The sequence below is a fragment of the Spirosoma luteolum genome, from assembly GCF_054778875.1.
The window spans coordinates 190431-208108 of record NZ_BAAGZE010000005.1 but is presented as its reverse complement, the minus strand read 5'-3'; the positions used below and the strand labels follow the sequence as shown (position 1 = coordinate 208108).

Annotated in this window: 12 protein-coding genes; 8 read left to right on the top strand and 4 right to left on the bottom strand. The window is 54.8% G+C overall.

Translation table 11 applies throughout. From position 1 onward, the window contains the following. Positions 1-84: 84 nt before the first annotated feature. Genes ACYVAC_RS08530 through ACYVAC_RS08520 form a run of 3 tightly spaced genes read left to right on the top strand, consistent with a single transcriptional unit; the run spans position 85 to position 2502 of the window. Entirely contained in the window at positions 85-1032 is a 948-nt protein-coding gene (locus ACYVAC_RS08530; protein ID WP_461097193.1) for a TolB family protein, read from the top strand. Between the two features lie 28 nt (positions 1033-1060). Further along, positions 1061-1654 (top strand): porin family protein, encoded by a 594-nt coding sequence (locus ACYVAC_RS08525; RefSeq protein WP_461097192.1) that lies wholly within the window; start codon positions 1061-1063, stop codon positions 1652-1654. Between the two features lie 56 nt (positions 1655-1710). Then, entirely contained in the window at positions 1711-2502 is a 792-nt protein-coding gene (locus ACYVAC_RS08520; RefSeq protein WP_461097191.1) for a hypothetical protein, read from the top strand. Positions 2503-2715: 213 nt separating this feature from the next. Here ACYVAC_RS08520 and ACYVAC_RS08515 read toward each other — a convergent pair whose 3' ends face one another. The 3 genes from ACYVAC_RS08515 to ACYVAC_RS08505 form a co-directional block, all read right to left on the bottom strand. Further along, positions 2716-3942 (bottom strand): pyridoxal phosphate-dependent aminotransferase, encoded by a 1227-nt coding sequence (locus tag ACYVAC_RS08515; RefSeq protein WP_461097190.1) that lies wholly within the window; start codon positions 3940-3942, stop codon positions 2716-2718. 21 nt (positions 3943-3963) lie between these two features. After that, entirely contained in the window at positions 3964-4998 is a 1035-nt protein-coding gene (locus ACYVAC_RS08510) for an MBL fold metallo-hydrolase (RefSeq protein ID WP_461097189.1), read from the bottom strand. A 141-nt stretch (positions 4999-5139) separates the two neighbouring features. Next, entirely contained in the window at positions 5140-6846 is a 1707-nt protein-coding gene (locus tag ACYVAC_RS08505) for a glutamine--tRNA ligase/YqeY domain fusion protein (RefSeq protein ID WP_461097188.1), read from the bottom strand. A gap of 197 nt (positions 6847-7043) precedes the next feature. Between ACYVAC_RS08505 and ACYVAC_RS08500 the strand changes: the two genes are divergently transcribed. The 4 genes from ACYVAC_RS08500 (at position 7044) to ACYVAC_RS08485 (ending at position 15690) form a co-directional block, all read left to right on the top strand. Then, positions 7044-8375, top strand: a complete 1332-nt coding sequence (locus ACYVAC_RS08500) for a TolC family protein (RefSeq protein ID WP_461097187.1) — start codon at positions 7044-7046, stop codon at positions 8373-8375. A gap of 70 nt (positions 8376-8445) precedes the next feature. Continuing rightward, positions 8446-9582 (top strand): efflux RND transporter periplasmic adaptor subunit, encoded by a 1137-nt coding sequence (locus tag ACYVAC_RS08495; RefSeq protein ID WP_461097186.1) that lies wholly within the window; start codon positions 8446-8448, stop codon positions 9580-9582. 66 nt (positions 9583-9648) lie between these two features. Then, positions 9649-12825, top strand: coding sequence for an efflux RND transporter permease subunit (locus ACYVAC_RS08490; protein ID WP_461097185.1), 3177 nt, complete (start codon positions 9649-9651; stop codon positions 12823-12825). 603 nt (positions 12826-13428) lie between these two features. Continuing rightward, positions 13429-15690 carry a hypothetical protein gene (locus tag ACYVAC_RS08485; RefSeq protein WP_461097184.1) on the top strand — a complete coding sequence of 754 codons (2262 nt, stop codon included), beginning with the start codon at positions 13429-13431 and terminating at the stop codon, positions 15688-15690. Between the two features lie 351 nt (positions 15691-16041). Here ACYVAC_RS08485 and ACYVAC_RS08480 read toward each other — a convergent pair whose 3' ends face one another. Continuing rightward, entirely contained in the window at positions 16042-16656 is a 615-nt protein-coding gene (locus ACYVAC_RS08480) for a hypothetical protein (RefSeq protein ID WP_461097183.1), read from the bottom strand. A 346-nt stretch (positions 16657-17002) separates the two neighbouring features. Between ACYVAC_RS08480 and ACYVAC_RS08475 the strand changes: the two genes are divergently transcribed. Beyond that, positions 17003-17626, top strand: coding sequence for an RNA polymerase sigma factor (locus ACYVAC_RS08475; protein WP_461097182.1), 624 nt, complete (start codon positions 17003-17005; stop codon positions 17624-17626). Positions 17627-17678 lie beyond the last annotated feature (52 nt).

The following is a 17678-nucleotide window of genomic DNA, read 5'->3' as shown; positions in this document are numbered from 1 at the left end:
GTTTGCTGCCTGGTACGGGCCAGGAGTTCGTCCGCAAATAGCTCCCTTGTTGTTAACGCATCCCAATTCATCTTACCCTGCTCTATGAAAAATCTTTTATTGAGCCACTGCCTTGTGTGGTTCACCTGTGGTGCCGTATGGGCGCAGAAATCGTCGATGGTAATTTCACCCACCGGTAATGCCGATGGTCTCGTTCGCGAAACGGTCGATGCCGGCCAGGAATTTTACCCCCGGGTAAGCCCCGATGGCAAGTATCTGCTGTATAACGGTCTGTCGAAAACCACCTACTTCACCCTGTCGCCTACGGGCACCCTGACAACTAAAACCGATAAAAAGTTACGCATCATTAAAAAGGAAATCGGCTCACCTGTTACAAACCCACTGGTCACGGATGCCGCCTACCCAACCTGGATGCCTAACAATTCGGATATACTGTTTGCCTACGTGAAGCCCAGCCGGCCAGTGATTGCGCGGTCGAACCTGTCAGGTATTGGCCTTCATTACGTGTCGCAGGGCGAAATGGGAGAAGATGATGCAGAGCCCGTCATAACGCGCGACATGAGCAAGATTTACTTCACTACAATCATGGGTAACACCCGCATGATATGCTCGATGGATGCACGGGGGGGCAATTTTACGGTACTGACCGAAGGCGGCCACCTGGCCCTGAATCCGAACGACAATACAAAAATCATCTACAATGCACGGGTAGATAAAGTTGTGCAGGTATTTACGATGGACCTCAAAACGGGGCAAAAAGCGCAGCTCACCAACGGGGATTACAACAACAAAGACGGCGCGTTCTCGACCGATGGCCGGTACATCGCATTCGTGAGCAACCGGGAAAACCCGAAAAAAAGAAATCACCACCTATACGTGATGAAGGCCGATGGTACCAACCTCATCCAGCTTACTCAGGGTGATACCGATGAAGGTGACCCCTGTTTCGGCCCCGATGGTACGATCTACTTCTTTTCCAATGCCGATAAAAACTACAACATCTGGAAAGTAAAACCCCGTTACACCCGCTAATCAATTCATAATAATCCACACAAAATCAATGAAAAAAGTACTACTGATTGCCGCGTTTATTTTGGGTTTTCACCGGCTGGCCAATGCGCAGGTTCGTTACGGCCTAACGGCCGGCGTGCAGTCATCGACCTTACGGTTTAGTGGTGGGGGACTACGCTTGTCGACAAGTGGACTGGCAGGGGTGCACCTGGGCGCCGTGGCCGAGTATAGCCTCAACGACAATCTGTCTGTCAGACCCGAACTTCTGTTTTCGATGAAGGGCGGGTCTATTACGGATGGGAGTGATGTGGCCCGCTTGCGCACGTCCTATATCGAACTGCCGGTGCAGGGGGTGTATAAATACGAGGTGGGATTGGGCAAGCTGGTTGGTGGCCTGGGGCCGTACATAGGCTTGTTCATCGGAGGAAACAGCGATGGCGAGCGTATCGAATCGGGAACGGATCTGAAAGCCTTCGATGCCGGGCTGCGGCTGCTGGGCGGCTATGAGCTGACCGAGCAGAATCTAAGCTTTCAGCTCGTGTATAATACCGGGCTGGCCAACATTGCCCCTAGCAGCGGACTGGTCAAAATGACTAATAGTACAGTTGGCTTGTCTGTGAGCTATTTCTTCGGCGAGCGCTGAGGCTGTATGCGCCCATCTGTCTGGTTACGGGAATAGGACAGACGGGCGCATGCACTATGCAGGAAGCCTACCGAGGTCAGCAGCGACCATTGACTCAAGCACATCCGGCGAGCAGCTTATACTTTGTTGCTGAGCCGATCGCCCTTTCGTTCAACTCAATTTTTCAACGCAACATGAACCTATCCTTATCAACCTGGGCCTGTGTGCTCATGTGTGCGCTCCTGTTTGGTGCGTGCAAAAAAAAAGAAGACGATCCGACCAAAGGATTCTCCCCGAAAATACAGCAGATCGTTCCTGATCGGATCATCAGCAGCCTGCGATCACGGGGAATGACCATAAACGAAGGCAAATTACCACCAACGTTACGGGGCGCTTTTCTTGTATCTCCCTATGAGTTGCTGAGCCCCACCGGACCAGACGATAACTACCAGAAAGGAGCCGTCATTGCCGCTTACAAATACCAGTTCTACGGTCAGACTGATGCTGGCGATATTCAGTTCGACTTCACCAATAATGGTAGTGATACTGGTAAAGGGCAGGGCGCTTTTATTGCCGGCAATGGTAGCCTGTTTACCATATTTGCTGAAGCGAGCGCGGTATCAAGTGGCATCGCCAACAAAACGGTTGTTGTGATCAGTGGCGAACAAACGACCACCGGCATTCGCAACTTTCAGTATGCGTTTGTCGTGAAAGAAAAAACGGGCGATCCCAATGACAATGTGCTCATCGGCGTGGATCAGGGCCGAATCTGGATCGATGGCGATAAAAATAGCGGCCCCACAACCGGTTTCCGATTGGCAGCGCCTACCGATGGTAGTACGGCCGCTACCATGAGCGCCCGCCGGTAAGGTCAATACAATCCGGCGGCTCCATTTCCAGCCGGGGCATATTGGCCTTGCCGGCCGCCACCAGCGCCGGGTCGATAAAATGACCTGCTGACGGGGGGCGCCCGGAAAGCTGCCTGCTGTTTAAATGACCATCGGCCGGTGCCGGGGCTGGGAATCACCCGCCCGGCACCGGCCGATGGTTTGTTTACGCCGGTGGGCCCGGCTGAACGACGGTCAGATCCGGCGGCTTTCCAGAAAGGCTTCGATCCGGTCGAGGGCCACGGTTAGCTCATCGACCGTGGGCAGGCACACGATCCGGAAGTGATCGTTGCTGGTAAAGTTGAAGCCCGTACCGGCTACAACCAGCACTTTCTGTTCGGTCAGCAGATCGTACACGAACTGATCGTCGCTGGCGATGCGGAACTGACTCAGGTCGATTTTCGGGAAAATGTACAGGGCGCCTTTAGGCTTCACGCAGCTGATGCCGGGAATGGCCACCATGCGGTCGTAGGCGAGCATGATCTGTTTGTGCAGCCGCCCGGCCGGCATCACCAGATCATTGATACTCTGGTAACCGCCCAGTGCTGTCTGAATGGCATACTGGGTCGGCACATTGGCGCAGAGCCGCAGACTGGCCAGCAGGGTCAGTCCTTCGATATACGATTTGGCTTGATGCCGCGCACCCGACAGCACGAGCCAGCCCCCCCGGAATCCGGCCGCGCGGTAGTTTTTGGAAAGGCCCCCCATCGAAATACAGAGCGTATCGGTCACAAACCGGGCCATAGGGTGGTGGGTAGCTCCATCGTACAGAATCCGGTCGTAAATCTCGTCGGCAAACACGATCAGGCGATGCCGCTCGGCAATACGGGCCAGGCCTTCGAGCACGCTTTTGTCGTAGACGGCCCCGGTGGGGTTGTTGGGGTTGATCACCACAATGGCCCGGGTCCGGTCGGTGATTTTGCTTTCCAGGTCGGCCAGATCGGGGTTCCAGCCAGCTTCTTCGTCGCAGCGGTAGTGAATGGGGCGGCCGCCACACAGGGCTACCGACGTGGTCCAGAGCGGGTAATCGGGCGAGGGAACCAGTACCTCGTCGTTTTCATTGATCAGCGCCTGCATCGATAGCAGAATCAGCTCGCTGACCCCGTTGCCGATATACACATCGTTGATGGTAACGCCCGGCAGCCCCAGGGTCTGGGTATAGTGCATCACCGCTTTGCGGGCCGCAAAAAGCCCCCGCGAGTCGGAGTAGCCCTGCGCGTTGCGGATGTTCAGGATAATATCGTGGACGATCTCGTCGGGCGCGTCGAAACCGAAAGGGGCCGGGTTGCCGATGTTGAGGCTGATGATCTTGTAGCCCTGGCTCTCCAGTTCGAGGGCTTTTTCATACACTGGTCCCCGAATATCGTATCTCAGGTGGGTCAGTCGTTCACTCTTGCGTATTTCCCGGTCGGTACGTTCCATGCCGCAAAAGTACAGAACCGCCTAGTGAAACACCAGCGCCCGGCCTTCCTGCGGCACAATGAACCGCCTGGGGTCGACAACGTGGGTGGTGAGCGCCCGGCGCAGATCGGTAGCGGGTTCGGCCAGCCCATCGTCGCCCTGCTGAAAGGTGCCGAAATGGATACCCACCGCCTGCTGTGCCTTCAGGTCGATAAAGGTTTTGACCGCGCCGTCGGGCGACATGTGTACGGGGGCCATAAACCACTCGGGGCGGTACGAGCCAATGGGCAGCAGTGCCAGTTTGATGGGGCCGTTGGCCTGCCGGCGGATATCGGCAAAATGGCTTCCGTAGGCGCTGTCGCCACAGAAATAGATGGTGCCGAACGTTGTGTGGAGCAGGTAGCCGGCCCACAGGGTCTGGTCGCGGTCGAAGAGGCCCCGGTTGCTGAAATGCTGCGCCTGCGTACAGGCGAGCGAGAGCCGGTCGTTGATGCGCAGGGTATCGCCCCAGTCGAGTTCGCGGCTCACGCGTCCGCCCGCGCCGGCGGGCAGGTACGACACGCCCAGCGGGGTTACGAACAGCGGATTATGCGCTTTTACGAGCCGTTTGATGGTGGGCAGGTCGAGGTGGTCGTAGTGGTTATGACTCAGCAGCACCACGTCGATCGGGGGAAGCTCCTCGAAGCGCAGGCCGGGTGGCCGTTTGCGTTTGACGCCCAGCCACGAGGTGGGGCCCACGCGTTCCGACCAGACCGGATCGGTCAGGATGTTAAGGCCGTTGGTCTGAATCAGAAAGGTCGAGTGGTTTACAAACGTCAGCACCAGACTGTCGCCCATCACGCGGGTCTGGGGTTTGGGGCCCACGTAGGCATCGGGCTGCTCGGGCCACGGGCCTTTGTCGCGGTGCAGGAGCCACTCGAGTACGCTCCCCGCCGAACGTTCGGGCTGACCGGGGTTGATGAATTTTTTGCCCGTAAAATGGTTGGTTCGGGGACCCCGGTAGCGGGGGGCGCAGCTGACCAGCGCGGCCGCCAGACAGCCTGTCACCAGTATCGAAAGAGGCAGTAGTCGAGTCATACATCCGTCAGGAGAGGGCCGCAGCCTCTTCGCAAACCGGCCGGGGGCGGGCAATGTTCGGGCCCGGGACCAAAAAAAGGCTGGCTACTGTTCGTGGAAGACAGCAACCAGCCCGGTTGGCAGCGCTTTGATAAAGCGTGCCTAGTTTTTCTTCTGCTCTTTGGCCCAGCCGTCTTTCAGCGTAACGGTACGGTTGAACACCGGCCGCGCATCGGTCGAGTCCGGATCGAGAATGAAGTAGCCCTTGCGCATGAACTGCACGTTGGTAAGCGAGCCACTGCGGGCGGCTTCGACCAGTGCGGGTTCGACAAAGGCCCGTACGGTCTGCAGCGAGCCGGGGTTCAGCAGGTCGCGGAACGCACGCTCGTCGGCGGCCGGGTTCTCGACGGAGAACAGCCGGTCGTAGAGCCGCACCTCGGCTTCCACGGCGTGGGGCACCGATACCCAGTGGATGGTGCCTTTCACGTTGATGCCCGAGGTGTCGGAGCCACTGCGGCTTTCGGGGATATACGAACAGCGCAGTTCGGTGATGGTGCCGGTTTCGTCTTTCACAACCTCGTCGCACTTCACGATGTAAGCCCCCTTGAGCCGCACCATGCCACCCGGAAAAAGCCGGAAGAATTTCTTCGGCGGATTTTCCAGGAAGTCATCGCGCTCGATATACACCTCCCGGCTGAACGGCACAGGGCGGTCGCCGGCAGCGGGGTCTTCGGGGTTGTTCTCGATGTGCATGATTTCCTCGCGCCCTTCCTCGTAGTTGGTGATGACGAGTTTAAGCGGCTGCTCGTCGAGCACGGCCATCACGCGGGGCGTGGTCTTGTTCAGCTCCTCGCGGATACAGAACTCCAGCAGCCCCACGTCGATCAGGTTGTCGCGCTTGGCAATGCCGATGCGGTCGGCAAACTCGCGGATACTGGCGGGTGTGTAGCCGCGCCGGCGAATCCCGGCAATGGTCGGCATGCGCGGATCGTCCCAGCCCGACACGTGGCCTTCTTCGACCAGCTGCTTGAGTTTCCGCTTGCTCATGACAGTGTAAGTCAGGTTGAGCCGGGCAAACTCGATCTGCCGCGTGGGGAACAGCTCCAGCTTTTGAATGAACCAGTCGTAGAGGGGGCGGTGCACCTCAAATTCCAGCGTGCAGAGCGAGTGGGTGATGTGCTCGATGGCGTCCGACTGCCCGTGGGCAAAGTCGTACATGGGGTAGATGCACCAGGTGTCGCCGGTGCGGTGGTGATGGGCGTGTTTGATCCGGTAGATGATAGGGTCGCGCAGCTGCATGTTGGGCGAGGCCATGTCGACCTTGGCCCGCAACACCTTGGCCCCATCCGGAAATTCGCCCGCTTTCATGCGCCGGAACAGATCGAGGTTTTCGTCGACGCTCCGGTCGCGGTACTGGTTCAGTCGGCCCGGTTCAGTAGGGGTGCCTTTCTGGGCGGCAATTTCCTCGGCCGTCGAATCATCGACATACGCCAGTCCTTTCTGAATCAGCGTTTCGGCAAACCCATAGATCTGGTCGAAGTAATCCGACGCGTAAAACTCGTTTTCCCACTCGAAACCCAGCCAGCGAACGTCGTTCTTGATGGAGTCGACGTATTCGGTGTCTTCGGTAACGGGGTTGGTATCGTCGAAACGGAGGTTGGTTTGCCCGCCATAGGCATCGGCCAGCCCGAAGTTGAGGCAGATCGATTTGGCGTGGCCAATGTGCAGATAGCCATTGGGTTCGGGCGGAAAGCGCGTGTGGATACGGCCGCCATTTTTGCCGGCAGCGATGTCTTCCTCAACGAACTGTTCGATGAAGTTCAGTGAGCGTTCAGTACGTTCGTCGGATTCTCGGGTGGCTTCCGTCATGAGTGCTAGTTACTGGTAAATAGGGCGAAATTTACGGCGATTGAGCCGGTTTGGCAAATGGGCGCCGATCGGGGCCGGGGGCGAATGCAACAGTTTTTGGGCATTCTGCGAACAAAATGGCAAGGCTCCGTGGTTGACAGATAGTACACCTGATTGACTACTGTCCGGAATGGTACGTACAGCAGCCTGCTCACGTTATGAAACATACGATACTTACCCTCCTCTGGGCCTTGCTCGGCGGGATGGCAATGGCCCAGAAACCGGTGGACTCTCTCAGCCGGCGGGCCGACCTCTCCGACTGCGTGCTCTTTGCCCTCGATCATCAGCCCCTGGTCCGGCAGTCGGTTATCGACCAGGAAATTGCCGACCGCACCGTGCGCAGCTCACTGGCGGGCTGGTACCCGCAGATCGGGGCGGGGTATAACCTCCAGCACTACCTGAAACTGCCCGTTACGCTTATTCCCGACGCGACTACCGGCGAAAAACGACCCGTCACGCTGGGCGCCCAGAACACCTCTACCGCTTCATTCTCCCTGTCGCAGAGTATTTTCAGCCGCGACCTGCTGCTGGCCAACCGTACGGCCGACGCCTACCGCGTGCAGGCGGCTCAGGTAACCGCCGGTACCAAAATCGACGTGGCCGTCAATGTCAGCAAAGCGTATTACGACGTGATTCTGACCCAGCGGCAGGCCGATATCCTGGGCGAAGATATTGTCCGGCTGCAACGCAGTCTGCAGGATGCCACCAACCAGTTTCAGGGCGGCATTGTCGATAAAACCGACCCGCAGCGGGCCCGCATCGCGCTCAACAATGCTGTGGCCCAGCGCAAACAGTACAGCGATCTGGTCGGGGCCAAGATTCAGGCGCTCAAGCAGCTGATGGGGTATCCGCCCAACAGCCAGCTGGCCGTAGCCTACGATACGCTGCAGATGGTGCGCGCCATCGACATCGATACCACGCTGCTGGTCAGCCCCTCCAACCGCATCGAATACCAGCAGCTCCAGACCCAGGCACAGCTGCTCGACGCCAATGTGCGCTACAACCGCTGGGCCTACCTGCCCACGGTGAATGCCTTCGCCAACTACAATTTTCTCTACCAGAACAACGCCTTCGGGCAGCTCTTCAATCAGGTGTTTCCCAACTCGCTGATCGGGCTGTCGGTGGCGTTGCCGATTTTTCAGGGGGGCCGGCGCATCCAGCAGCTGCGGATTGCCGAACTCCAGGTGAAACGCCTGCAGTGGGACTTTGCGGCTCTGAGCAGTGGCATCGACGCCGAATATGCGCAGGCGCTGTCGGCCTACAAAGGCAACCTGGCCAACTACCGCGCCCTGCTCGAGAACGAGCAGCTGGCCCGCGATACCTACCGCATCATCAACCTGCAGTACCGGTCGGGCGTACGGGCTTACCTCGACGTGACGGTAGCCGAAGCCGACCTGCGCACCGCGCGGCTCAACGTGTTCAACGCACTCTATCAGGTGCTGATCAGCAAGATCGACGTGCAGCGCGCCCTCGGCGAAATCCGGTTCTAGCCGGGGCGGCAGGTCAATACGCCCTTATTTCCACAACCGATACGTTTACAACGCAGCGACAAACAACGTTATGAATATCCCTACAAATCAGTGGCTTATGTTTGGCAGCCTGACGCTGCTGGCTGCCTGTGGTGGCAGCGACGACTCTAAAAAACAGCCCGCCCCACCCCCTACAGCGGTTTCGGTCGTGACGGTGCAGAAGGGCAACGCCACCTACTACGACGAATTTCCGGCTACCATTACCGCGCTGCGCGAAGTGGAAATTCAGCCGCAGGTGGCAGGCAACATTACGGGAATCTTTTTTCAGGATGGGCAGCGCGTGCGGAAAGGGCAGAAGCTCTACACCATCGACCCGCAGCAGTACCGCGCCACCTACGATCAGGCCGTAGCTAACCTCAACGTACAGAAAGCTAACCTGAACCGGGCGCAGAAAGACGCCGACCGCTACAACACGCTGGCCCAGCAGGACGCCATTGCCCGGCAGGTGCTCGACAACGCCAACGCCACGCTCGAAGGCGCCCGCATGCAGGTGGCAGCCGCGCAGGCCAATATCCGGCAGGTGGCGACCAACCTGAAATACACCACCATCTACGCCCCGCTCGACGGGACCATCGGTATCTCGCAGGTGCGGCTGGGGGCGGCCGTTGCGCCGGGGGCCGTGCCCCTCAACACCGTCTCGGCCGACGATCCCATTGCTGCCGATATCCAGGTCGACGAATCGCAGATAAGCCGGTTTCTGACCATCCAGAAACAGCAGAACCGCGCCAGCGACTCCACCTTTCTGTTTACGACGCCGGCGGGCGGTACCTACAAATACCCCGGCTCGGTAAAGATTGTCGACCGGGCCGTCGATCCGCAGACGGGTACGCTGCGCATCCGGATTGCGTTTCCCAATCCCGCCGGTTTGCTTAAAGTGGGCATAAACGGCAATGTGCGCGTGCGCAACGCCACCCGCGAGCCCCAGCTGCTGATTCCGTACCAGGCCGTGACCGAGCAGATGAGCGAATACTTCGTCTACGTGGTGGGCGACAGCAGCAAAGTCTCGCAGAAGAAAGTAACCTTGGGCGCCCGCATCAACGATAAGGTAGTGGTGAAAGCGGGGCTCCGCGAGGGCGAACAGGTCGTGACAGAAGGTACGCAGAAAGTGCGCGAAGGCGCCGTGGTAAAGGTCACCAACAGTTCAACGAGCGGACAGACAAACGAATAAAGGGGTGTCCATCCGGCACCGCGTTTTCTCATTCTTCCTCTCTTTCGCTCATTCACCCGTTGACGCATGTTTGCAGAGATATTTATTAATCGCCCCGTAACGGCCATTGTCACCTCGATTGTGATTGTGGCCCTGGGTATTCTGGCGCTGATGACCCTGCCGGTCAGTCAGTACCCCGACATTACGCCCCCCGTGGTGCAGGTCAGCAGCAGCTACACCGGCGCCGACGCGCAGACGGTGGAACAAACGGTGGCTACGCCCATCGAAACGCAGGTCAACGGTACGCCCGGCATGTCGTATGTGCAGACCAACGCCACCAACGACGGCCGCATGAGCATGAACGTGACCTTCGACGTGGGCACCGACGTGAACATTGCCGCTCTCGACGTGCAGAACCGGGTGGGCATTGCCTCGCCCCAGCTGCCCGAAGAAGTAACCCGGCTGGGTGTCACGGTGCGGAAACGCAACCCGTCGCTTTTTATGCTGGTGGCCATTTACTCGCCCAAAGGCACCCACAACGTGTCGTTTCTCGACAACTACGCCAACATCTACATCCGCGACGCCCTGCTGCGGGTGAAAGGGGTCGGTGATATTTTCAGCCGGGCCGACGATTTCAGCATGCGAATCTGGCTCAAGCCCGACAAGCTGGCGCAACTGGGCCTGACGCCCAACGACGTGGTGCTGGCCCTGCAGGAGCAGAACCTGCAGGTGGCAGGCGGTTCGGTGGGTGGCCCCCCGCAGCCCACCTCGCAGGCCTTCGAATACACGGTCTTTACCAACAGCCGGCTCAGTAAGGAAGAAGAATTCCGGAAAATTGTGGTGCGGAGCGATCCGGCCCGGGGTTCGCTCGTGTATCTGGACGATGTGGCGCGGGTGCAGCTGGGCAAGTTCTCCTACGCCAGCAACTCGTTTGTCGATGGCAAGCGGGCATCCTACCTGCTGCTCTATCAGCTGCCCGGCAGTAACGCTCTGGCCACGGCCGAGGGGGTCTACGAAGCCATGAACACGCTGAAGAAAACCTTTCCGAAAGACGTCGAATACGTGGTGCCGTTTGAGTCGGTATCGGTGATTCAGGTGTCGATTGGCGAGGTAGTGCAAACGCTGCTCGAAGCGCTGGTGCTGGTTATTCTGGTGGTGTTCCTGTTTCTGCAAAGCTGGCGCGCCACGCTGATTACGCTGCTGGCCATTCCGGTATCCATCATCGGTACGTTTGCGCTCTTTATTCCGCTCGGGTTCACCATCAACACGCTGACGCTGTTTGCCTTCGTACTGGCCATCGGTATCGTGGTCGATGATGCCATTGTGGTGGTGGAGGCCGTACAGGCTAACATCGACAAAGGGAAAACGCCCAGGGAAGCCACCATCGAGGCCATGCGCGAGATTTCAGCGCCGGTTATCGCCATTGCGCTTATTCTGGCGGCCGTATTCGTGCCGGTGGGCTTTATTCCCGGCATCGTGGGCCGACTCTACCAGCAGTTTGCCATCACCATCGCGGTATCGGTACTGATCTCGGCCTTTGTGGCCCTGTCGCTGACGCCGGCGCTCTGTACGCTGCTGCTCAAGCCCCATCCCATCGACGAGAATGCCAAAGGGCTCGACAAGTTTTTCTACAAGTTCAACCAGTGGTTCGAGCGGGTAACGAACTCGTATTCGAACGCCGTTCAGCGGCTCATCAAAGCCACTCCGCTCGTCATTGTCGGGCTCATCGTGGCGTACATCGGCACGGGGCTGCTGTTCCGGGCCAAACCAACGGGCTTTATCCCGACCGAAGACGAAGGCCGGCTGATTGTGACCTACGAGATTCCGGAAGCGGCCTCATCGACCCGCAGTCTGGCGGTGCTCAACAAGATGATGGGCATTCTGAAGCAGCAGCCGTATGTAAACCACTTTGCCGCGCTGGGGGGGCTCAACGCCATCACGTTTGCCTCGAAGTCGAACAGCGGCACCATTTTCATGCAGCTGAAGCCCTGGGAAGAACGGAAGGAGCGGGGGCTGCAGGCCGACTCGCTGGTGGTGAAGCTGCAAAAAGCCTTTGCCGGGCTCAACGATGCCCGGGTGCAGGTGCTGCAACCGCCGGCCATTCCGGGGCTGGGGCAGTCGTCGGGTTTTACCTTCGAGATTCAGCAGCGCGAAACCAACGACGATGTGCGGGCCTTCGACGGGGTAGTGCAGAACTTCCTGGCGGCCGCGCAGAAACGCCCCGAGATCGGGCGCGCCTACTCGTACTTCACGGCGAAATCGCCCGCCTACCGCGTCGAGGTCGACCGCGACAAAGCCAAGAAGCTCGGGATTCAGGTCAGCGATGTGTACCGAACCATGCAGACGTACCTGGGTAGCCAGTACGTCAACGACTTTATCATCTACGGCCGCAAATTCCGCGTGGTGGCCCAGGCCGACACCGCCTACCGCACCGACATCCGCGATCTAAGCCAGTTCTACGTGCGTAACCAGGCGGGGCAGCTGCTGCCCATGACCACGGTGGTGAAAACATCGGTGATCGAAAACGCGCCCCTCATCTCGCACTTCAATCTGTTCCGGTCGGTCGAGCTGAACGGTACGGCGGCTCCCGGCTACAGCAGCAGCCAGGCCAACGACGCCCTGCGCGAAGTGGCCGATCAGGTGCTGCCCGCCGGCTATGCCTACGACTTCTCAGGCCTGAGCCGCGAGGAAATCAACGCCGGCAACAGCTCGGTCTACATTTTTGCGCTTAGCATCGGGTTTGTATTCCTGTTTCTGGCGGCCCTCTACGAAAGCTGGTCGGTGCCGTTCTCGGTACTGCTGTCGGTGCCCATCGGGGCGCTTGGGGCCATTATCGCCCTGATCCTGTTCCCGTACCTGACCAACAACGTGTACGCGCAGATCGGGCTCATTACGCTGATTGGTCTGGCCGCCAAAAACGCCATTCTGATTGTGGAATTTGCCAAGGAGCGCGTCGACAAGGGCGAAGACCTGCTCGAATCGACCATCGAAGCCGTGCGGCTCCGGCTGCGGCCCATTCTGATGACCTCGCTGGCCTTTATTCTGGGCGTGGTGCCGCTGGCCCTGGCGACGGGTGCGGGGGGCGTAGCGCGGGCTACCATCGGCCGCACCGTACTGGGCGGTATGCTGGCAGCTACCTCGCTGGCGATCTTCGTAGTGCCGGTGCTCTACGTGGGTATCACGCGGCTGGCCTACGGTAAGAAAGGTCTCGAAAAGCTCCGGCAGAACGCAGCCGACAAGCCCGATCAGCCCCAGCAGGCCTAAACCAGGGAGCGTTTGTAAGAAGACAAAAGGGGGGTGGTTCCAGCAGGAGCCGCCCCCTTTTTGCTTTATACGGGTGATGAAAAACACCGCTTAGTCAATACAGCAAATACTGCCTTGTCGATATGATGACAATATCATTTCTTTGTGGATGGAGTGCCTGGCTGGATAGGTGATATTGCGGGGTAGAAAGGGGCTTTTTAGCAGAAAGGAATCATGTCGCGGTTTTGCGTACATTAACTTGTTGGGTGCACACAACAGCCAATAATGGAGTGGTGGACTGATGTGCGACAGGTTGCGCGTCCCGCGGCAGGGCGGTTTTTGGATCGTTAGTCAGCTTTCCAGTGACACAAGAAAGTCCTCGATAGTCAGACTTTGACAAGTTAGGCAGCTTTCTTGTGACATGAGAAACGCTCCGGTATTTGTATCTTAGGAGAATGTGTGCTTAAAATAGTTTCAATGACATGATCTGCAATTATAGATTCAAAGGAGATTTATTGATGCTTAATTAGCCTGTCAAGACTTTTCTTTGTGGAAGCCGTTCCATTCGTTCATAAACACCTAAGCCTATTTCACAAACTTTAGAAAACTATAGTTTAATAAAGCATGCTGCCAGAAAAGATGGATATTGATTTATATATAAGAGTTACTGCATCTATTTTAGGGATAACTTATCCTATCCTACTTCAAGTTGTTGCAAGGCTAGATGAAAAATATGCCTCAGCTGTTATTGTCGAATTATTTGATTCTGAAAAGCCCAAAAAGTGGTTTAGGGGAATTCTTATTGTTTCACTAATTTCTATTGCAATTAGATCCATAATTCCGATATTAGAACTGCAAGAAGATGTTAAGTATTGTGTACAAGTAATAGCTGACTATATTGTGTTTATTACGTCATTAAATTTAGTTATTACCTTCTTTTTATTTGTGGAAAAAATACTTGTATACTACACCCCTTTAAGGTTTGTTGATTTTTTAAAAAATAAATATGATTTAACAGATGATATAAGATATTTTAATGCTTTATCGGACATATTCACACTTGCGCTTCAAAAACAGAATTTCTATCTAATCGATACTTTAGTTAGAATTTTTGAAGATGCTTTTAATAACGAAAGAATTAAACAAGATTCTAAACCTGTAATATATCCTAAAGCCTATTATTCGTTAGTTGCTAAAGCTTCTGAGGAAATAGCTATTTTTAAAAGTAAAAACTCAAAGCGACTCAACCTTTTCACGGTGGGGGGTGTATGGCTCTTGGGCGAATATTCAGTACATGATGTATCTGAAGAGACTTATTCTGCACTTTGGAACAATATAAGGATAGCTGTAAAGTACGAACAAGATGACATGGTTCTTGCATTTTGGGAAAATGCAAATAAATTTTATAGTTTCAGCATTGGAACAATCAATCAAGAATATGGAGAATTTATAGATGATAGGATTCAGGTTCTAAATAAAGAAGAGGTACAGAAAAACAGACAGGCAAAAGAAAGATTTTTAGAATTTACTTATGCTTTAGGTGGTCTACTTTTATATAAAGAACGATATAAATGCCTTGATCGTCTATTTGAGTACACTCAATCTCAACCACCAGAATACGTACTGTTGCCTGATTATATGATTCAGATATTTGAACAGTACGTCAAATTCAGAGATCAGTATGATAATAACTATGTTTGGATTGCTTCAAGGTATCCATTTCCTGAACAGTCTGGAATTCGGGCGGATGATGCTGTGAAAACATGGATATGTAAATATTTTACTGTGTTGTTTTTAAGACAATACACTTTACAATCTTATTTTACATATAGCAATCCGCTCGAATTTCCCCCAATTCCACAAAATCAAGCACTAAAAAAAGAATGGATAAATTCACTAGATTACTTCTCAATAATAGTTAAAGAAGCAATTGACAATGAAAATTTAATTAAGGAGCTACAATATGGATTTATTACAGAAGCATGGTGTATAGAACATCACAAAATATACCCCTTGACCTTTATTACACAATTAAAAGCTAGATTAGAAGTAGCCTACGAAAGCGCGGATATCAATCAACCAATTTCAGAGGATAAAGTAATGCAATTTTTTAATAAATCAAAGTCAATTATTGAAAGTACATTGTCAGATTATGGCCCTATTCACAATAAAAACATTATAGTGGATAATTTTAATAGTTTGCTTGTCAATGGTACTAGAATGGTAGCAAGCAAGGATACTTTTTCAGAAAATTCAGAAGTTCACCATTTAAACTATGATACTATTCTTGCGGAAAGTATTTCAGGGAATATAAAGAATGTAATCGCATATAGTTTTTCTCGAAATAAATACAAGTACTATATTCTTGAACCTGAAAATATTTTTTCAGCGGTTGATAAGTTGAAAATTGATAGTAGTTATGTAATTGTAATAATAGGTTTCGATTTAGAAGGATTTATAGGTAAGTATAACATAGATAATCTTACTAAAACAAGTTATAAAGATATAAATATTGTAAAGCTTCCTTATGGGAATGATATAGGCAATTCGCTATTTATTTTAAAGAAAATTGATTTGCCAAATATAATTTTTAGAGAGATTAAGGAAGAAACTATTACTATTTATACCCTTCGAAAGATTAGTGATTTGCTAAATTTGTATGCATCAGTCATCGACTTACGTACTGCTAGTCAAGAGATTAGGGACGATAATTCCCAAAATAGAACTAAGGAAGAATTGGATAAATCAGTTTTAGTAAATTTATATCAATCAATAGAAATTAGATTTAGGAAAAACATCAAATTAATTCAATTAACCGAATACTCTAAATATGACCAAGAAGGCACATCGAATAATTTAGATGACGTTCAAGATATAAATTCTTGAGTTACTGTGTTGGCTTCCAAAAGTAGAACAGACACGTAGCTTGATGCTAGGATTAGAGCTTTGGGGATGTGGTCGGGGCTTCGCGTTCCGAATATAGCGTTGCTAGTTCGTTTCGAGCCTGTCACCCTGCTGGGCGACAGGAGGCACGTCCCGTGGGAGAGCGGGGCAGCCCAACCCAATGAGGGTGTAAAGGTTGGGGTTTCGTTCGTGGTTTGAAGTTGCGTCCTCATCCATCAACCCTAATGGGGTGTTGTGCGTCAACCCACCGAGTGTCCATATATCAACCTCGCAATTAGCAGGTAGCAAGAATTATACAACGGGGCGGTTCCTTTCTGGGCCGCCCCGTTGCGTTTATGCGGCTGGCTCGGGGGCTATGAGGTAGTCGATGATTTTTTGCCACTGCAGGTGCTGGAAAAAGGCCCAGCCAACCTCGGCCACCAGGGTGTTCAGCACCGGGCGGTCGCCGGCCTGCTCGCCCTGGTTGTTGATGCGTTCGTCGAGGCCGATCTGTTGGGCCATAAGGGTTGGTCCGGTGCGGGTGACGCGGATGGTGCTGGTCGATTCGGGGCCGAAGAAGTGCGCGATGGGGGCGTCGGCCGCCGTATTACCCGGAGCGTGGCTGGGCCGGATGGTCAACTCGGCCATCGGGTCGCTCACCCGCACAACGGTGATCTGCCCCCAGTTGGCGGGCACCGGGCCGGGAAGCTGAATCCGCACGAAGTCGCCCACGGCCGGGGTAGGGGTGGGCAGCGGCTCACCCGTCGGGTCGACGCGCTGAAACGCGGTGGTCAGCCCCGGCAGGTCCGACCAGGCGTTGAGGTCGAGCAGCCGGCGGACGGCCCGGTCGAAAGCAAGCTGGGCCGTGGCGTCGTCGGGGTAGGTAAACTGGCTGGTGAATACTTTGTCGCGGGTGGCGTCGCCCGTCAGGCGATCGTATTCGGTGGCGAGGGTGTCGAGGATCTTCATGGCGTTGGGAGAGGAGTGCTAACTGCGTATAACCGCTTGTTGATGAACTTGTTTAGTTTGCCAACAGACTCAATAGGGTATAGTCGGCCTACGGGCTGCGCAACGACCAGCGCTCCGGCTGGGGGCGCGTCCGGTAGAAATCCGTCGGGCTCAAAACCAGCGCGCCCATGAAAGGGACAGGTTCTTCTTTCAATATAATTGACAGTCAGTGTGTTAGTCTTTTGCGGGCGCGGCTGGTCCGGCCTTTTTTGTGCGTAGAAATCGGGCCGTTTTGCGGGCGGGCTGCAGTCGAAAGAAGTAAACCCACTCAGGTAGTCGCTTCTAACGGGAATAAACCCACTCGGTCATGACGCCCCGCCACCACTCTCATCCGGCACTAACCGACAGCCAGCTCTGGCAACAATTGAAAAACGGCAGCGAATCGGCACTGTCGGGCCTGCTCAATCGCCATTTCAATCCGTTGCTGAACTACGGCTACAAGTTTGTGCGCGATGAGGACTTTGTGAAAGACTGCGTGCAGGAGGTGTTCATCGAGATCTGGAACCGGCGCGACCGGGTCAGCATGCCCGACAGTGTGCGGGCGTACCTGCTCAGTTGCGTGCGCCGGCGGGTGCTGCGCGAGAGCTACCGCCAGCACATCGGGCAGGATGACGAGGCCGACGAGCGCGAAACCGAAGGCTATTTTGTCGAGTTTTCGCCCGAGTCGCTGCTGATCGAGCAGGAGAGTCTGGTTGAAACGACGCACCGCATTGCCGATGCGCTGAACAAAATGCCCCGGCGTCAGCGCGAGGTGATCTACCTGCGGTATTACCAGAACCTGGAGCGCGACGAAATTGCCGAAATCATGAGCGTCAACCCCCAGTCGGTGTCCAATCTGCTGCAATCGGCGTTCCGGCGTTTTCGCGAGCATTGGGCCGGGCTGGCGCTGCTGCTGTCGCTCGTATTGCCCGGCATTTCCCACAAAGGGTAGCCGCATACAGTATGTAACCCTATTTCCGGCTATCTAGGTATAGACCAATCTC